This window comes from Rhodococcus globerulus NBRC 14531 (genome assembly GCF_001894805.1).
Classification (GTDB): Bacteria; Actinomycetota; Actinomycetes; order Mycobacteriales; family Mycobacteriaceae; genus Rhodococcus_F; species Rhodococcus_F globerula.
Map to the genome: position 1 here is coordinate 461,661 of NZ_BCWX01000004.1, position 17,770 is coordinate 479,430.

Annotated in this window: 16 protein-coding genes and 1 pseudogene; 14 read left to right on the plus strand and 3 right to left on the minus strand. The window is 60.2% G+C overall.

Features of this window, described 5'->3' with window-relative positions:
* Positions 1 to 61 precede the first annotated feature (61 nt).
* A complete protein-coding gene (pip, locus tag RG2_RS22760; protein WP_033233888.1) occupies positions 62 to 1,021 on the minus strand; it encodes a prolyl aminopeptidase in 960 nt (319 codons plus the stop codon).
* Positions 1,022 to 1,171: 150 nt separating this feature from the next.
* Here pip and RG2_RS22765 point away from each other — a divergent pair, with 150 nt between their 5' ends.
* The 7 genes and pseudogenes from RG2_RS22765 to RG2_RS22795 form a co-directional block, all read left to right on the plus strand.
* Complete coding sequence (locus tag RG2_RS22765) at positions 1,172 to 1,582, plus strand: hypothetical protein (RefSeq protein WP_033233722.1); 411 nt, start codon at positions 1,172 to 1,174, stop codon at positions 1,580 to 1,582.
* A gap of 74 nt (positions 1,583 to 1,656) precedes the next feature.
* On the plus strand, positions 1,657 to 2,115 hold the full coding sequence (locus RG2_RS22770; protein ID WP_033233723.1) for a hypothetical protein: 459 nt from the start codon (positions 1,657 to 1,659) through the stop codon (positions 2,113 to 2,115).
* Between the two features lie 2 nt (positions 2,116 to 2,117).
* The gene (locus RG2_RS22775; protein ID WP_033233724.1) at positions 2,118 to 2,714 is read left to right on the plus strand and encodes a hypothetical protein; all 597 of its coding nucleotides are present in this window, start codon (positions 2,118 to 2,120) and stop codon (positions 2,712 to 2,714) included.
* An 83-nt stretch (positions 2,715 to 2,797) separates the two neighbouring features.
* On the plus strand, positions 2,798 to 3,418 hold the full coding sequence (locus RG2_RS22780; protein ID WP_033233725.1) for a TetR/AcrR family transcriptional regulator: 621 nt from the start codon (positions 2,798 to 2,800) through the stop codon (positions 3,416 to 3,418).
* Between the two features lie 8 nt (positions 3,419 to 3,426).
* Entirely contained in the window at positions 3,427 to 4,287 is an 861-nt protein-coding gene (locus RG2_RS22785) for a 3-hydroxyacyl-CoA dehydrogenase (RefSeq protein ID WP_033233726.1), read from the plus strand.
* Positions 4,288 to 4,438: 151 nt separating this feature from the next.
* Complete coding sequence (locus RG2_RS22790) at positions 4,439 to 5,482, plus strand: ParB/Srx family N-terminal domain-containing protein (protein ID WP_033233727.1); 1,044 nt, start codon at positions 4,439 to 4,441, stop codon at positions 5,480 to 5,482.
* Between the two features lie 215 nt (positions 5,483 to 5,697).
* Positions 5,698 to 5,961: pseudogene (locus tag RG2_RS22795) on the plus strand (sulfite reductase subunit alpha); the annotation flags it as partial.
* 198 nt (positions 5,962 to 6,159) lie between these two features.
* Here the strand turns inward: RG2_RS22795 and RG2_RS22800 are convergent.
* Entirely contained in the window at positions 6,160 to 7,590 is a 1,431-nt protein-coding gene (locus RG2_RS22800; protein ID WP_139278896.1) for an FAD-dependent oxidoreductase, read from the minus strand.
* Between the two features lie 293 nt (positions 7,591 to 7,883).
* On the opposite strand from RG2_RS22800, the gene RG2_RS22805 reads away from it, so the two are divergent.
* Positions 7,884 to 9,059: a helix-turn-helix transcriptional regulator gene (locus tag RG2_RS22805; protein WP_072782692.1), complete on the plus strand. Its 1,176-nt coding sequence runs from the start codon at positions 7,884 to 7,886 to the stop codon at positions 9,057 to 9,059.
* Between the two features lie 109 nt (positions 9,060 to 9,168).
* Here the strand turns inward: RG2_RS22805 and RG2_RS22810 are convergent, their stop codons facing one another.
* Entirely contained in the window at positions 9,169 to 9,816 is a 648-nt protein-coding gene (locus RG2_RS22810) for a TetR/AcrR family transcriptional regulator (protein ID WP_033233730.1), read from the minus strand.
* Positions 9,817 to 9,991: 175 nt separating this feature from the next.
* Here RG2_RS22810 and RG2_RS22815 point away from each other — a divergent pair, with 175 nt between their 5' ends.
* From RG2_RS22815 to RG2_RS22840, 6 genes are all read left to right on the plus strand, one after another.
* On the plus strand, positions 9,992 to 11,380 hold the full coding sequence (locus RG2_RS22815) for a flavin-containing monooxygenase (RefSeq protein ID WP_033233731.1): 1,389 nt from the start codon (positions 9,992 to 9,994) through the stop codon (positions 11,378 to 11,380).
* Complete coding sequence (locus RG2_RS22820; RefSeq protein ID WP_033233732.1) at positions 11,377 to 12,531, plus strand: EstA family serine hydrolase; 1,155 nt, start codon at positions 11,377 to 11,379, stop codon at positions 12,529 to 12,531. Before RG2_RS22815 ends, RG2_RS22820 begins: the two co-directional genes overlap by 4 nt.
* A complete protein-coding gene (locus RG2_RS22825) occupies positions 12,528 to 13,568 on the plus strand; it encodes an NAD(P)-dependent alcohol dehydrogenase (protein WP_033233733.1) in 1,041 nt (346 codons plus the stop codon). Before RG2_RS22820 ends, RG2_RS22825 begins: the two co-directional genes overlap by 4 nt.
* A gap of 61 nt (positions 13,569 to 13,629) precedes the next feature.
* Positions 13,630 to 15,249 carry a steroid-24-oyl-CoA synthetase gene (casG, locus tag RG2_RS22830; RefSeq protein WP_371851336.1) on the plus strand — a complete coding sequence of 540 codons (1,620 nt, stop codon included), beginning with the start codon at positions 13,630 to 13,632 and terminating at the stop codon, positions 15,247 to 15,249.
* Complete coding sequence (locus RG2_RS22835) at positions 15,246 to 16,991, plus strand: N-acyl-D-amino-acid deacylase family protein (RefSeq protein ID WP_033233735.1); 1,746 nt, start codon at positions 15,246 to 15,248, stop codon at positions 16,989 to 16,991. The genes casG and RG2_RS22835 overlap by 4 nt, the downstream gene beginning before the upstream one ends.
* Position 16,992: 1 nt before the next feature.
* On the plus strand, positions 16,993 to 17,769 hold the full coding sequence (locus RG2_RS22840) for an SDR family NAD(P)-dependent oxidoreductase (RefSeq protein WP_033233736.1): 777 nt from the start codon (positions 16,993 to 16,995) through the stop codon (positions 17,767 to 17,769).
* Position 17,770 lies beyond the last annotated feature (1 nt).

The following is a 17,770-nucleotide window of genomic DNA, read 5'->3' on the forward strand; positions in this document are numbered from 1 at the left end:
CCGAGAACACTATTGCCCGAGCGGGCTTCAGTGGAAATTACCTGCCCGGAAATGACGTGCCCTACGCGGAGCGGCCAACCGCATTCAGCGCTTCCACTATTGCCTCGTTGAATCCACCGCCACCGTGACCGGCGTCGCCTCGCACTACCAATTCACTACCCGGCCAGCTTTTGTGAATCGCCCAGGCAGTGTCGAGCGGGCCGGAGACGTCGTATCGCCCGTGTACGAGGATCGCCGGTATCTCTGCGAGACGATGCATTCCGTCCATGATCTGATTGGGCACGAGGAAGCAATCGTGGCTCCAGAAGTGCGTCACCAATCGGGTGAACACCCGCCGGAAGTCCGGATTTTCGTATCGCTTACTCGGAGTCCACCCTGGCATCAGCGATACATGTACGTCTTCCCACCGGCACCACTGAAGCGCAGCATTTTCCTGCACAACAGGATTCGGATCCGCAAGCAACCGCGCGTACGCCGCCGGAAGGTTTCCGTCACGTTCATCCATCGGCACCGGCTCGATGAACTCCTCCCACTCGCGAGGGAACACTCTGCCCATGGCGCGGGTGATCCACTCGATTTCGGTGTTGGTGCCACCGGTGATCGCACCCAACACCATCGCGATCACACGCTCGGGAAAGGCCTGCGCGTACACCAGCCCCAAACTGACGCCCCAGGAAAGACCGGTGACGATCCATCGTTCGATACCGAGATACTCGCGCAGGCGCTCGATATCGTCGAGGATGTTGGCCGTTGTGTTCACCGTGAGATCGACGTCGGGCCCGTCCGCCAGCGGGCGGCTACGCCCACAACCACGTTGATCGAACAGGACTGCGCGGAAAATATCGGGATCGAAGAATCGTCTGGCGCCGAGCGTGCATCCCGAACCCGGCCCACCGTGGAGATACAGAACCGGAACACCCGTAGATATCCCGACGCTCTCCCAGTACAAGGTTTGCCCGTCCGAGGTGTCGAGCATCCCTGATTCGTACGGATCAACCGGAGGAAACAAGTAAGCACTCATGGATCGATCCTGCCATCCGAGCACCCGTCGGCGAACATCGACTTTCCAAAAACATTGTCCACCAGAATAATTCGACGACCCGTCAGGCGGCATGTTTCGCTCTCCCATGTGCGGGATATGCAGCGAGAACGGCCGACGGGTGGAGAACTCATGAAACGAATGATCGCAGCACTCATCGTCGCGGGCGCCCTCGTGTCCCTGCCCGCCTGCGGCAATGACGACACAAACACAGAGACGGCAACCAGAACCAGCAACACTGCCGAATCTACGACCGTTCAAATCAGCTCCGTCACCTCCACCGCCGATCTGGGAATGATCGACCAGGCAAAACTGGCAGCATTTGTTGTGGCTTTCCGCACCGCCTACGCGGATCTCTCTCAGGATCGCGACGACGAAAGCATCCAGGAAATTGTGTTCAGCTCGTGCAACGCCATCGCCGACGGTGCGACCGAGCAAGAGGTCACCAAGGAGATCCGGGATCTCGCCGCGAACGACGGCACGGAAGCGACGCAGACTCAAGCCGAGCAGATCTACAAATTGGTGACACCAGCCTGCCCATGACGAGCACAGCTAAAGCACTTGTCGGCCCGGTGGCCTACCGTGTGTAGGACATCGCATCGACGGGAGCACACCACATGCGTGAAGGTTTTCGCTTACCCGGCTACGGCGGTGCCGCGGTTTTCCTACGCAGCCACGCTGTTCCGGCTCGGGTGCTCGACACAGCGGCCCCGATCCTGGTGTTCGACGTAGGATTGCTCAGCCCCGACGAATACAACCAGTACCTCAGCCGACGTGCCGACGACGGGTTCGTGGAACGGCTGTCGACATTCTTCTTCCACGCCGCGGCCGACTTCCACCCGGAGCTGTCACTGCCAACTTTCAGTGACGAGACCCTCGGCTTGACGATCTCCGTCCGCTCCAGCACCGATCAGCGCGTCGAACTCGAATTCTCGCTTGCCGGAGACGCGACCGGATCGGACTCCGAACGCGATGAAATGGGCTTCGAGACAAGCAGAGTCGTGCTCGCTACCTCAGCTCAATCGGTTAGCCGACTCAGTGGTCGGACGAGCTCGCATTTCGACGGGGAGGCGTAGCCATGGGATTCCTGTTCGAACTTCTCGATTTCCCCGACGGCAGTCGGATGACGGATCTGTGGAACAACACGTGGGCCGACGAAGCGAAGAGTGAAGAGATCGCGTCGGGTCACTTCATTCACCTCGGCGACGATCAACACGTCGACGTCGAAGCCGACTTCCTGAGTAGCCATCTGCCGTTTCACGTCGCCGGATTCGGCGGAACCTTTCCAGACGGCAAACCCTGGATGTTCATCATGCAGAAAGCACCGGCCGATATCGCGATTCTCCTTCGTGGACAGGAAGATCCGCACTCCATGCTGCGCGAAGCACTCGACCGCGCGATGGAATTCAACCCCGATGCCCTAGTCGCAGAGGAGATGTCCTGGCATCACGGCGATCTCGTGAACATCTACGAGGACGAAGGTGTCCTGGCCTCCGCTGCCGAAAAGTGGTCGGTGGCCGATCTGCTGCGTGGACTTCTGGCGCAATGTTGCGGGGTGGACTTGACCGACATTGTCTCGGGATTCCCGGACTGCGCTTTCCCGGACACCGCGCACGCGTGTGAGGACGATGTTTTCAGCGACATCTTTGCGCGATGGGTTGCCGGCCTGCAGTGATGTGACGAGGTAGACAACCACTCGAAACATTTCGGAGTAGACTCATTTATGAGCGTGATCCGAAATGAAACGAGGTGAGCGGGATGACGAAGCCAGACCACGAGTTGGGTCGTCGCGAACGCAACAAGCTCGAGAAACAGACACGCATCTTTGAAGCCGCAGCCGAACTGTTCGCAGAAAAGGGCTACAGCGCGGTCACAACACAAGAAATCGCCGACCGCGCCGATGTAGCCGGCGGCACCCTCTTCCGTTACGCCGCAAGCAAAGCCGAGCTACTGCTCATGGTCTACAACGCGGAGTTCCGGAAGCAGATCGAACTGGGAGAAGAACGTGAAGCCAAGTCGACGGACACGGAAACCCGTGTACTCGAGCTTGTTTCACCGCTGCTGATCGCCAGCCGCCGAAACGACGAGAACACCGGCATCTATCAACGAGAAGTGTTGTTCGGCGAGCCAACCGAATGTTTCCGGGCCGAAGGCCTGGAACTGTCGCAGCGCCTACAAGCGCGGATTGCAGCGATCTTGGCCGAGGCTCATCCCGACCACACCGCCCACACCACCACCGCAGCTCGAACAATTTCGAACGTGCTGCACTTCGAGATAGCCCGCGCGGCATTGGACCGGATCACGGCTGACGAACTCACGAACATCGTTGCCGCACAGGTCCGATTGACGCTTGCCGGACTACCCACCGAAAAGGATTGAGGATCACAATGTCTGAACTGAAGCAGATCACCGTTCTGGGTACCGGGGTTCTCGGCTCGCAGATCGCCTATCAGACCGCGTACCACGGATTCGACGTGGTCGCGTACGACATCAACGCGGAGGTCATCGACAAGGCCAAGGCCCGGTTTGCATCGTTGGCCGCCGCCTACAAGGCGGAGAACGTCAAGGGCGCTGCCGAAGGCAAGGCTGACGAAGCGCTGCAACGTATTACGTACTCGCACGATCTCGCCGAAGCCGTGGCCAAGGCCGATCTGGTCATCGAGGCGATTCCCGAAGACATCGGCATCAAGCGCGATACGTACGAGAAGCTCGCTGCAGTAGCTCCGGAACACACGGTGTTTGCGACCAACTCCTCGACGCTCCTGCCGAGCGATCTCAAGGAGTTCACTGGTCGCCCCGACAAGTTCCTGGCTCTGCACTTCGCAAATCACGTGTGGGTCAACAACACTGCCGAGGTCATGGGCACCGAGTCCACCGACCCCGCCGTGTACCGAGAGGTTGTCGAGTTCGCGAAGAACATCGGCATGGTGCCGATCGAGCTCAAGAAGGAGAAGGCAGGTTACGTACTCAACTCCCTCCTGGTCCCGCTCCTCAATGCTGCCTCCGACCTACTGATCGACGGCATTGCCGATCCCGACATGGTCGACAAGACTTGGCGTATCGGCACCGGGGCCCCGTTCGGGCCCTTCCAGATCATGGATGTCGTCGGGCTGACCACCGTCTACAACATTTCCTCCCAGGGCGGCGAGAAGCAGCGCGAATTCGCTGACTACATCAAGAAGAACTACATCGACGAAGGCAAGCTCGGCGTCGCAGTCGGCGAGGGCTTCTACAACTACAAGAGCTGATCACTCACCAGCAGACCGCGCGGTGGTCGCTACGTGAATTCACGTCGCGGCCACCGTGCAGTCGTCTGTTGGCAGTATGCACGAAACACCCCTGAGCGATTGTGACGCAAGCTTCTTCACGTGTGACCACATCCTCAGGAGACTTCCCTACATGCGTCGTTCCGCTATCTCGGCTCTCACTACGCTGGCGCTTCTCGGCGCCGGAACATTGGCCGGCACACCCGCCGTCGCCGCTCCGCTCGCGTGTGGCGGTATCTCGACTGGTTCATTCTCCGGCTCGGCCGGCGGTTCGGAGTACCTGTGTGCGCAGGAAGGTGACCTTCTCGACGTACGCATCGGCGACGTACACGCCACGCAGCCTTCCCTCGGATACGACGAGGTGTACTACAAACTCGGTCGATACACACTCGGCAAAGACGAGATCAACAAGAAGTTCGACGACTGGTGCGAAGCCAACGGTCAAATTGAGGCCGAAACAGCCTCGGAGACATCATCACTGAAGGATCCGGCATCCTTCACCTGCGCACAACCGGTCGGCTCGGAAACCGCCGAGAGCATCGCGCCCATGAAGACAGTTGTGGTCGGGCCACGCGGCGAGCTCTATCTCACCGACGGACACCACACCCTCACGTCGTTCTACGAAACGCCGGACGGCGGCCCTGACATGCACGTTCGACTGCGAGTGCTCGGCAACCTCAGCAACCTGAGCGAGTCGGCATTCTGGGCCGAGATGGAGAAGAACAAGTGGGTGTGGACGCGCGACGTCGACGGCAACCAGGTTTCGGTGCAGTCATTGCCTAAGGGCGTCGGCCTGGCCAACTTCGCCGACGACAAGTACCGCAGCCTTCTGTACTTCGCCCGCGACATCGGCTTTGCGCCCGGCTCGATCCCGTTCCAGGAGTTCTACTGGGGTGCCTGGGTTCGCGACGCCTCGCCGGTCGATCTGAGCGGCTGGAACAACAACGATCTCACCAGCTACCTCAGCACCGTCAAGGCTGTGTCACAGGCTCAGACCACATTGCCCGGTAATGCCGTCGTCGACAGCGGTTTCACCGCCACCGATCTTGGCGTACTGACCGCCTGGAATGACGGGAAGGCGGAGTCGAAGGGCGAGTTCGCCAAGCTGTCGAAGCCGTACTCGGATGAGAAGCCGGGCAAGATCGCCTACTCACTGACCTACAAAGCAACCCTCTGAACTGCAACGATGAATTTCATATCGATGAAGCTTGACTAAGGCTTCACTCAGTAATCTGATCCCATTCGGGTGCCGCTTCAGCGAAGCAGCGAGGTCCTGCCCTGACGGATACATGCCGTCATATCTGCCCAGACGAACCATTGCCGGGCAACCAGGTGTCGTTTTCCCAGGCAGGCGGCATCTCCCCCGCAGTACGGGCGCTGTTCGAGTACTTGTTCGGTGATCAGCATCAGTCGAGTGACTTCATCTACGAGGACGAACTGAACGGACTGACCCGCGACGGCGTACTGACGCGCCTGGATCTGGCCCTCTCGCGTGATCAGTCCGAGAAGATCTACGTCCAGACTCGTATGCGCGAGCAGGGCCGGGAGTTGTTTGCCTGGCTAGAAAAGGGCGCCCACGTGTACGTCTGCGGCGACGCCACCCGGATGGCAAAGGACATCGACGACGCGTTGCGCGAGGTGGTCGCCGAGCACGGTGTTCGACACCCACGGGTCCAGCTCCCACACCACCTACCAGACCCGGCCTCTGATCGCCTTGCCTTCGAAGCGATACGAACCGCCCCCCAACCGAATCAGCGGTCATGGACGTCTGGGAGGACGTCATGAGCAGCATTTCTGCAGCATCCTGACGCCCGAAGTTCTATCGGTGAACCGCGACTGCGACGTGCTCGGATATCAAAGTGGTCCGCATCTGACGTCAAAGCGCTCACGAACGGCGCCAAGTGTCTGCCGATGGTGTTCCCGGTCATTGTGATGCGTCCGCATGAATCGGAGAGTTTCAAGCATCCTGCGCGGAATGGGATACCAACGATCGAAGTTGAGACCGCAGTTCAGGAAGACCTTGTTCGGGACGGCGTCGAAGATGAGGCTGAGGTTGTACTGACCAAGCGTAAGTGCTGTCCAGATCAAGGTCTCTCTGGACTTGCGGGCCAGATCTTCACCATCGAGCTCGTAGAGTGGTGTCTCGTCGAGCTTGCCGAGGAACAACAGGTGGGTCAGAAAGTAGCTGGCGAACGATGAGAATCCAATCGTCACTGACCGCGTATTGATCGACAATGTCGTACCGTAAGTCGAAATATAGGGTTCGTATTCAGTGTCAGTTCGGAGAAGATAACCCGAGCAGTTCACCAGCCAGCTCCCGGGCTGTATTAGCCTCGTTTCTCCACTGCGATATAGGATTTCGAGTCCGTCGGGCTGGTCGATCGCGTCGTCAAAGTACTCCATGTCGACAGTGTTAAGTCCGGACGAGATCGTCGCGGCTTCCGATTCCGAGAGCAGTCCGTTGAAGAATCGTCGTGATGGCTGGATCGGTTCCAGTCCGTGGGTTGCCTGAAACCAGTCCCTGACCTCGTCCTCGTTTGTGCCATCGAATCGAAGCGCGATCTCATTGAACATGCGGGTTGGTAGCGTTCCCTTCCACAATCGTCGGGCACCGTTGGGAAACATGTCGTCCCTGTTGATGAAGTACGTTCCGGCCCCGGCGATGACGTTGACTTCCCTGCCCGGGTATTCGGTTACCGCTGCGTAGGCGGTATCCATTGCCGTTTTTCCGCCGCCGACGATCCAGATCGGCGTATCGCTTGCATGCATCTCCTCGCTTCGGATGTCGAAGAAATCCGGCGATACAGAGTGGATCTGTTCACTCGATACCGACAGCGGTTCGTTTGGGTTGACCCCGAAGCCATTCGCTTTGATGACGCGCGTTGCGGCGATCGCAAGGCGTTGTCCTGTTTCCGATTGCGCAGTGATGCGATTGCCATCCGCCGACTCGGCGTGGGAATCGACTGTCCACCCGAAGTACTCGATGACCTGAACGCGTTTCTTGATGACGTCGAGGCAATGCGTGAAGTGATCGAGAACCTCGGGCTTGGTCGCCAAATACGATCTCTCTTGGCCCAAGGTCCACTTGATGTTTCCGGCGGTGAACAGTGGGTGGGGCTGGTGCAACCGAATGTAAGGGTAGGTGTCGCTCCACATCCCGCCGGGCCGGTGGCGTCGGTCGATGAGAATGATCTTGTGGTCGCGCGATAGATACTGTGAAGCGACCGCTGCAGCATTCAGTCCCGCGATCCCGGCGCCGACGATGCAAACATCGCACTGATCCATGAGTGGCCCTGATAGTGCTGGACTTGGACTATTCATTTCAACCTGCCTAGCTCGGAGTGTGCGGAGCGGTTTCGACTAACTCGACCAGGAGAGTGATCGTGATCTCCTTGGAGTTTCGGGTCGCAGGTTGATCTGTCAGCGCCCCCGGTCGGGCATCGTGATCGAATCCGGGTTCGGGATCCACCACCAGCACATCACTCGCTGTCGGCTTTGTCCTCGTGCAAACAGATGAGATCCGCGATAATCGAATGGACACGCGCGACGCCGCACACCTGACCCCACAGGGGTGGTCGATGATCACAGTTGACGAATTCTCCCGGCTCGTGGCCGCGATCTACGCATCGGCCGTCGATCCTGAACACTGGAATTCGACGCTTGCCGATTTTGTGCGAGCCTTCGACGGTGTCGGTTGCGGCCTGCTGACCTCGGGACCGACCAACCGGAAATCCGACGTGATGGTAAAGCAGATAGGTAAAGATCCTTCCGCGCTATCGACGTACAACGCCTATTACGGTCGGCTCGACTATGTGGCAGAAGCCGTGGAGAAGTCTCCGATCGGCCATATCCACACGGGGACCGAACTGATCCTCCCCAACACGAACACGGAGTTCTATGCCGACTGGTGTCGCCCCAACCGCTTCGGCGATGGCCTGTTCGTCCGTCTGACCGGAGGCAATTCCAGTGCGTGGCTGGGGATTGCCGCATCCAGGGACTCGGAGCCGTTCGGAACCCCTGATCGACTCAGACTGATCAGGCGGTTGGTTCCGCACCTCCAACAGGCGATTCACACCGAAGCGAAACTCGTACACCTCAAGCAGGGCGAATGCGCTCTCTCTACCGCACTCGAGCAGGTCGAGCGCGGTATCGTGATCATCGGACTGGATGGTCGGATTATGCGGCTCAACTCCAGAGCTGAGACAATCCTCGCTTCCGGTGACGGCCTACACCTCGGTCAGCATGGGTCCATTGGAGCGTCGTTCGCTCGTACCGATCGAAAACTCCGAGACCTCATGTACCTCGCGACGGACTCACACGATAACCGGGTTCCTCGCGGCGGCACACTTTCCTGCCCTCGCCTTTCCGGGCGCTGCGACTATGCCGTTCATGTAGTTCCTCTCGCCGCGGACATCGCCGGAATCGGCACGGTCGGACTGGGCGAAGCGCGAGCCGCCGCACTCATCGTGATCGACGACCCGGATCGCGAAACCGATTTGGACACAACCGCATTGCGCGAGTTGTACGCACTCACCGGCACCGAGTCGGAAGTCGCCCTGCGACTAGCACAGGGCGACAGGATGGAGCTGATTGCCGAGAATTTCTCCGTCTCGATCACCACAGTCAGGACCCACCTTCAGCACATCTTCGACAAGACCGGCACGCACCGCCAAGCCGAACTTGTGCACCTTCTCCTGTCCGCCGGTCCAACTCTTCACGAGAATGTTCAAGGCCGCTTCAGGCGACTTCCGTGACGAACAATCCGATCCAGGCCGAGAAGCGCCGAGCCCAGCCGGAGAACTTCTCACCGGCACAATCAGAGTGGAGATCGACCCGAACTAGCGACAGGCCACTACTGCTCGTCTACTGCTCGTCGCGGCTCGTCGATCCCGGTAACAACGCCGGGAACCAGATATCGGTCAGGACCTCCGCTGCCTGAACCCGGGTCACGTCGATGGTTCCCTGAACCGCCCAGCGGGTGAAGAAGCGCTCGAGTTGGCTGACCAGCAGTTCGACGCGCAGCCGAGCCTCGTCGCGCTGATCGGACGGCCACCGCTCGAGATATTTCGGCATCGCATTCGGCAGCTGTGTCATCCCGTCACGCGCAGTGATCCGGAATTCCGGCTCGAGTGCTACCGCCTCGTCCCATGCCGGCAGCAGCCTCTTGTTCTCATCGAACCAGTCGAACGCGCGCTCCAACCACGCAGTGAATTCCGCGCGCGAATGTGTGTCGAGCACACGGTCGAGATCAATGTAGAAAGTGAACGCGCTGGCGGCCATACCGGCTTCCCCGATGGTCTTCAGCATCGCCACCTTGCTGGGGAAATGCACGTAAAACGTGGCTCTACTGCATCCGACGGCCGAGGCGATGTCGTCGACCGTTACTGCCGCGTACCCGCGTTCTTCGAACAAAATGCGGGCAGCGTCCACGAGTTTGGCCCGCGTCGCGCGCTTCTGCTCGTCCCGCAGGGTGCCCCGCTTGCCTTTTCGACCATCCGTTGCCGTGCTCACATCAACTACCTTCGTTCACTTTGCGCTCTCTGGCAAATCGCCGACTCATCGTCATCGAGCAACATTGCGTCACTCATTGACACCACGTCAGCCAATGATGCACTATGACTCAAGTCACTTTCCGGGCTTCGACTCTTCGTCTCGATGCCCGGATCAGAACAGAAAGCGATGGCGTATGAGCCCCACGAATTTGCCGAGAGTCTGCATCATCGGCGCCGGACCGACCGGAATCACGACGGCCAAGCGAATGAAGGAATTCGGAATACCCTTCGACTGCTACGAAGCATCCGACGAGGTCGGCGGAAACTGGTACTACAAGAACCCCAACGGCATGTCGGCCTGCTACCAGAGCCTGCACATCGACACCTCCAAGTGGCGATTGGCATTCGAGGACTTTCCCGTCTCCGCAGACCTACCCGATTTCCCGCACCACTCCGAACTTTTCCAGTACTTCAAGGACTACGTCGAACATTTCGGCCTGCGCGAGTCGATCATCTTCAACACCAGTGTTGTTGCAGCAGAACGTGATGCAGACGGACTCTGGACCATTACGCGCTCAGACGGCGAAGTCCGCACCTATGACGTACTGATGGTCTGCAACGGCCACCACTGGGACCCCAACATCCCGGACTACCCGGGCGAGTTCGACGGCGTCCTGATGCACAGTCACAGCTACAACGACCCGTTCGATCCGATCGACATGCGCGGCAAGAAGGTTGTCGTGGTCGGAATGGGCAACTCCGGCTTGGACATTGCGTCCGAACTGGGGCAGCGATACCTCGCTGACAAACTCATCGTCTCGGCGCGCCGCGGCGTGTGGGTGTTGCCGAAATACCTGGGCGGAGTGCCGGGAGACAAACTGATCACCCCGCCCTGGATGCCTCGGGGTCTGCGCCTGTTCCTGAGTCGCCGATTCCTCGGAAAGAACCTGGGAACCATGGAGGGCTACGGACTGCCCAAGCCAGACCACCGCCCCTTCGAGGCCCATCCGTCGGCCAGTGGCGAGTTCCTGGGACGTGCCGGGTCCGGCGACATCACCTTCAAGCCGGCGATCACCAAACTCGATGGCAAGCAGGTTCATTTCGCGGACGGCACTGCTGAGGACGTCGACGTAGTCATCTGCGCCACCGGCTACAACATCAGCTTCCCCTTCTTCAGCGATCCGAATCTGCTGCCGGACAAAGACAATCGATTCCCGCTCTTCAAGCGAATGATGAAGCCCGGAATCGACAACCTCTTCTTCATGGGACTGGCTCAGCCCATGCCGACACTCGTCAACTTCGCCGAACAGCAGAGCAAGCTCGTCGCGGCCTACCTGACCGGTAAATACCAACTGCCAACCCCCAGCGAAATGCAGGAGATCACCAAGGCCGACGAGGCGTACTTCCTCGCCCCCTATTACAAGTCTCCGCGCCACACCATTCAGCTCGAGTTCGATCCCTACGTCCGCAACATGAACAAGGAAATCGCCAAGGGCACCAAGCGCGCCGAGGCTTCGGGGAACAAGCTCCCCGTCGCGCCGCGTGCCGCAGCGCACGAGCTCGAGAAGGCGGATCGCGCATGAGCCTGGTAAATGGTCACTGCAACAGCGAGTTCGAGGCCGTCTACAACGCCTTCGAAGCGCAACTGGCGTCCGGTGAGGAACTGGGCGGCTCCATCGCCATCACCGTCGACGGAGAGTCCGTCGTGGACATCTGGGGTGGATACACCGACGAATCCCGCACCACTCCCTGGGGTTCCGACACCATCGTGAACACCTTCTCCATCACCAAGACCATGGCAGCACTGTCCGCATTGCTTCTTGTCGAACGCGGACAACTGGACGTCTACCAGAAGGTCGCCCACTACTGGCCCGAGTTTGCGGCAAACGGCAAGGAAGACATCGAAGTTCGTCACCTGCTGTCGCACACGTCGGGGGTCTCGGGCTGGGAGCGCCCAATCGAACTGAAGGACATCTACGACCTCGAGACGTCTACCGCCCGCCTCGCCACCCAGTCTCCGTGGTGGACGCCAGGTACGGCGTCGGGCTATCACGCGATCAACTACGGACATCTGATCAGCGAAGTCATCCGACGCATCGACGGGCGGACCCTCGGCAGGTTCTTTGCCGAAGAGCTTGCCGGCCCGCTGGGCGCCGACTTCCACATCGGCACGTCCGCAGAGCATTTCGGCCGAATCGCAACTCTTGTTCCGCCGCCGGCGCTGGAATTCGATCTGTCCACGCTCGACCAGGACAGCATCTTCATCAAGACCCTGACCTGCCCCTTGCTCGACTACCCCGAGGTCAATACCGCACCCTGGCGCGAAGCCGAAATCGGCGGGGTCAACGGCCACGGAAACGCACGTTCGATTGCACGAGTTCAATCTCTGATTTCGTGTGGCGGTGAACTCGACGGCCAGAAGTTGCTCTCGCAGAGCACTATCGACTTGATCTTCGAAGTCCAAGCCGATGGCATCGACCTCGGGATCATGACTCCCCTCAAGTTCGGTATCGGCTACGGACTGCCGCACCCGGATACCGCACCACTCGTTCCGGGCGGACGCGCGTGCTGGTGGGCCGGCATCGGCGGCTCGATGCTCGTCAACGATCTGGACCGTCGGATGACCTTCGCGTACGTCATGAACAAAATGGCACCGGGCCTGATCGGGTCCGACCGCAGCAACGCCTACCTGAGCGCTGCGTACAACTCCGAGATCAGCGAGGTCAGTTCATGAAGGCAGCTCAGCTCATGGGGCCTGGTCTCCTCGAGATCAACGACGTGCCGATCCCCGAGATCGGTCCGTCGGAACTGCTGATTCGGGTGGGCGCAGCGGGAATCTGCCACTCCGACCTGCACCTGCTGCACTTTCCGTACAAGATGCGCGAAGAACCGCTGACAATCGGCCACGAAATTGCCGGAACGATCGAAGCCGTCGGGAGTGGCGTCGACGGCCGTTCCGTCGGAGAGCGTGGCGTCGTCTACCTGTGCTGGTCCTGTGGACAGTGCCGAGAATGCATGAGCGGCAACGAGAACATGTGCCTCGCTGCCGGACGAACCGCAATGCCTCCCTGTCCCGGGCTCGGTCCCGAAGGCGGCATGGCCGAGTACGTGAAAATCCCGGCCCGCTCCTTTGTCCCCATCGGAGATCTCGACTTTCTCCAGGCCGCACCACTCGCCGACGCAGCGCTGACCAGCTACCACGCCATCCGTGGCGCTCGTGAGCATCTGCAGCCCGGCGCCACCGCCGTGGTAATCGGAGTCGGCGGACTCGGTCACGTTGCAGTACAAATACTTCGCGCAATCAGTGCCGTGCGCGTCATCGCCGTCGATGTCGGACAGGATCAACTCGATCTCGCCAAACGTTGCGGCGCCGACATCACGCTCGAGTCGGGACCGGACACCGCGCGACAGATCCTGGACCTCACGTCGGCCCGAGGCGCAGAAGTCATCTTCGACTTCGTCGGTATTGATGCCACGGCGCAGATGTCTGTCGAATCCGTTGCGCCCAACGGCGCCTACCGCATGGTCGGCCTCGGTGGTGGAAACCCCGGAATCACCGCAGAGGCTGCCGGCGGACCTGGCTGGCCGTGGGGTGCATCGGTCCGGAAGTCGTATGGCGGCACCAGAAACGACCTCGTCGATTCCATCGCCCTGGCGCAGGCCGGTCTGGTAACGGTAGAAGTGGCCCGCTTCGACCTCGCTGATGCCCGCGACGCACTCGACCGTCTCGAGCACGGCAAGGTCACCGGACGCGCAGTGCTCGTACCCTAATTCTCGAAAGGTGCTTCACGTGACCACTCCCGCTGATACACAGGCATACATCGCGTCCGTCATGGCAGGCCTGACCGGCCCCGGTGGACCTTTCGAAATGGGCGTCGAAGACGTTCTCGGTAGTTCGATGCCCGTCATGAAGAACCGTGACAAGTCGCTGGGAGACGTACTCGCAGCGTCTGTCGACTACGGTTCACGCGACTACCTGGTGACCAAGGACCGACGCTTCAGCTACCTCGAACATGGTGCGGCCGTTGCCGCTCTAGCCACTGCGCTGCGCGAACAGTACGGCGTCGGCAAGGGCGATCGTGTGGGCATTCTTGCCGCCAACACACCGGAATGGGTGATCACATTCTGGGCAGCCCAGGCGCTCGGAGCCATCGCCGTCGGTTTCAACTCGTGGTGGGTGGCACGTGAGGTGAAGTACGGCATCGAACACACCACACCTACCGTGGTGATCGCCGATGCCAAGCGCGCGCACATTCTTTCCGGGTTGGGCACCGATATTCCGGTGCTCACCATGGAAGAGGATTTGCCGGCCCTGATCGAGAAGTTCTCCGGATCACCGCTTCCCCGTACCACGGTCGACGAGGACGATCCGGCCGTCATCCTGTACACGAGTGGAACCAGCGGACGCCCCAAGGGGGCCGTTCACACCCACCGAAACGTGTTGGCAGTCATCGATTACCACCGCTACAGCGACCGTCTCGCTGCGGCCTTCACCGGGCAACCCACCGACGGACGACCGAGCGACTTGCGTTATCTGTTGACCGCGCCGCTGTTCCACATCGCAAGCCTGCACAATCTGGCGGTCCCTCGACTGGCCACGGGCGGCGCCGTGGTCATTCATCAGGGCGCCTTCGACGTCGACGAAGTTCTCTCTCTCGTCCAGCGCGAGAAAGTCACCAACTGGGCTGTCGTCCCCACCATGGCAAGCCGTCTGCTCGAACACGGCAATCTCGAGAAGTACGACCTGACGTCACTGAGCGCATTTGCATTGGCTTCAGCGCCGTCGTCTCCGGCCTTGCAGGAACGTCTACGGGCACAACTGCCTTTTGCGCAGCACGCTCTGGTGGACAGTTACGGACTCACCGAATCCTCGACCGGAATTTCGGTTGCGACGCCCCCGGAACTCGCTGCATTTCCCGGAACTCTCGGCCGCCCGATCATCGGTGTGAGCGTGGAGGTTCGCGACCCCTTCGGTGTTGCGGTCCCAGATGGCGAGGAAGGTGAAATCTGTGCGCGTAGTCCCTATGTGATGTTGGGATATTGGAACGACGAGGCGGCCACTGCGGCTGCCATCGCCCCCGACCGCTGGCTCAGGACCGGCGACTTCGGAATTCTCGAAGACGGTCGCCTTCGACTCACCGGGCGCAGATCCGACCTGATCCTGCGCGGCGGCGAAAACATCTATCCCCTCGAGATCGAACAGTGCCTCGACGAGCATCCCGCTGTGCTCGAATGCGCCGTGATCGGCGTTGATTCGACAGACCTGGGCCAGGAAGTTGCTGCCGTCGTCGTTCTGCGTGACGAAGGCGCCGCGACGGAAGAGGAACTACGCAGCTATGTCGCCGAACGACTCGCTTACTTCAAGGTGCCGGTGAAGTGGCAACTGAGCACAACTCCTCTGCCCCGCAACGCAACCGGAAAAACCATACGCGCAAAGGTGGTTATCGCATGACCTACGACGCCGTGATCAACAACGGATTGTGGTTCGACGGCACCGGAGCCAAACCGGCAATCCGCAACCTGGGAATCCGGGACGGGCGAGTCACCGCTATCTCGCTCGACCCCCTCGACGAAACCGATTGCCCCCGAGTCATCGACGCCCGGCGAAAGTGGGTGATCCCGGGAATCGTCGACATTCACACGCACTACGACGTCGAGATCCTGGAAGGGCCGGCGCTGAGCGAATCCCTGCGGCACGGGGTCACGTCGATCTTTGTCGGATCGTGTTCCCTATCTACCATTCACGCCAGCCCGTCCGATGCAGGCGATCTCTTCGGACGCGTCGAAGCAATCCCACGCAAACACGTCGTCGAAGCACTCACGAGGGCCAAGACCTGGAACTCCGCGCGCGAGTACATCGCCGCACTCGAGTCACTTCCGTTGGGCCCCAATGTGGCAGCCTTCATCGGGCACTCCGATATGCGAGCCGCTGAGATGGGGTTGGACCGTGCAACGCGGAAGGACGTGCATCCCAGTGATGCCGAACTCGCGTCGATGGAAGCGCATTTGACCGAGGCACTTGACGCTGGTTTTGTCGGAATGTCCGGCCAGCAACTGCTGTTCGACAAACTTGACGGCGAAACCTGCCGCTCACGTACCTTGCCGTCGACGTATGCAACCACGAAGGAACGACGCCGACTCAACGCGATCCTGCGTCGCCGGGGACGGGTATTTCAGGCCGGACCAGACCCCACCAATCCAGTGAGCACCGGTGCCATGGCATTCACCAGCGTGGGTCTCTGGCGTAAGCGACTCAAAACGAGCATGCTCTCGGCAGCAGACATCAAGTCGAACAAGTTTGCCGTGGCAATTCTCGGACCGCTGGCGCATCTGGTCAATCGACTCGGCGGTGACCTGCGCTGGCAGCATCTGCCTGTGCCCTTCGAGGTGTATGCCGACGGAATCGATCTGGTTGTCTTCGAGGAGTTCGGATCCGGGGCTGCGGCACTGCATCTGACCGACGAGATGGAACGCAACGTTCTGATGCAGAGCGAGGAATACCGTCGACAATTCCGCAAGGACTACGACCAGAAGTTCGGCGTCAAGGTGTGGCACCGCGACTTCTTCGATGCCGAAATCGTTTCCTGCCCAGACGATTCTTTGGTGGGTAAGACCTTCGGCCAGGTCGGCGTCGAGCGTGGCAGCATCCACCCGGTCGACGCGTTCCTGGATCTGGTGCTCGAGCACGGATCCAAGGTTCGTTGGCGCACAACCATTTCCAACCACCGCCCCGAGATACTGGACAAGTTCGCTCAGGACAACGGCGTACAACTCGGATTCTCGGACGCCGGAGCACATTTGCGCAATATGGCATTCTACAACTTCGGCCTACGACTACTTCGCCGCGTGTACGACGCCCAGAAGATCGGCCGGCCCTTCATGACGGTCGAGGCAGCAGTACATCGTCTCACCGGCGAACTTGCCGAGTGGTACGACGTCGATGCGGGGCACCTTCGATTGGGTGACCGCGCCGACCTTGTCGTTATCGATCCCGCTCATCTCGACGATTCGCTCGAGGCTTACGCCGAGAGTCCGGTTGTGGAGTACGACAACCTCTCTCGCATGGTCAATCGTAACGACGAGACCGTAACCGCCGTATTCGTCGGCGGCGAGTACGTATTCGGCGAGGGTGAAGCAGCACCGGTCCTCGGCAACCGCCGAACCGGAAAATTCTTGAAAGCAGGTGCCCATTAACATGTCCAGATTTGCCGGCAAGACCGCAGTCGTCACCGGCGCAGCCTCGGGGATCGGCGCGGCGATTGCACTGCGCCTCATCAGCGAAGGTGCGCGCGTCGCAGGCATCGATATCTCCGAGGGCGCACTGAAGGAGATCGCGGCCCAACACGACGGTTCCTTCCTCGCCGCACCGGCCGATGTGACCAAGGAGTCCGATGTCGCCGAGGCCATTGCCGCTGCGGCAGCGGAATTCGGTGGGATCGACATCGCGTTCAACGTCGCCGGAGCATCGAGGGTGGGCCAGATCGTCGATCTCGACGAAGCGGATTGGGACTTCACCATCGATTTGGTGCAGAAGGGTGTGTTCCTCTGCACCAAACACGAAGCGCGCCATATCCGTGAGCACGGAAGGGGTGGAGCGATCGTCAATGTCTCCTCACTCAACGCCCATATTCCGAGCCCGTACGGAAGTGCATACGCCACCGGCAAAGCCGGTGTCGAGATGTTCAGCAAGAATGCCGCGATCGAACTCGCGGCGTCGGGAATCCGTGTCAACGCGGTTCTCCCCGGTCTGGTCGACACCCCACTGGTCGCGCCGGTGATGGGGTACGAACCCGCGCGTGACATGTTCCTGGATCGAATCCCCATGGCCCGAGCGGCAACTCCCGAGGAAATTGCCGCTCCCTGCCTATATCTCGCAAGTGACGACGCCACCTACATCACCGGAACATCACTGGTGGTCGACGGCGGTTGGGAAGTGTCGAACTACCCGGATCTGACAAAACTCGGTAGCTGAA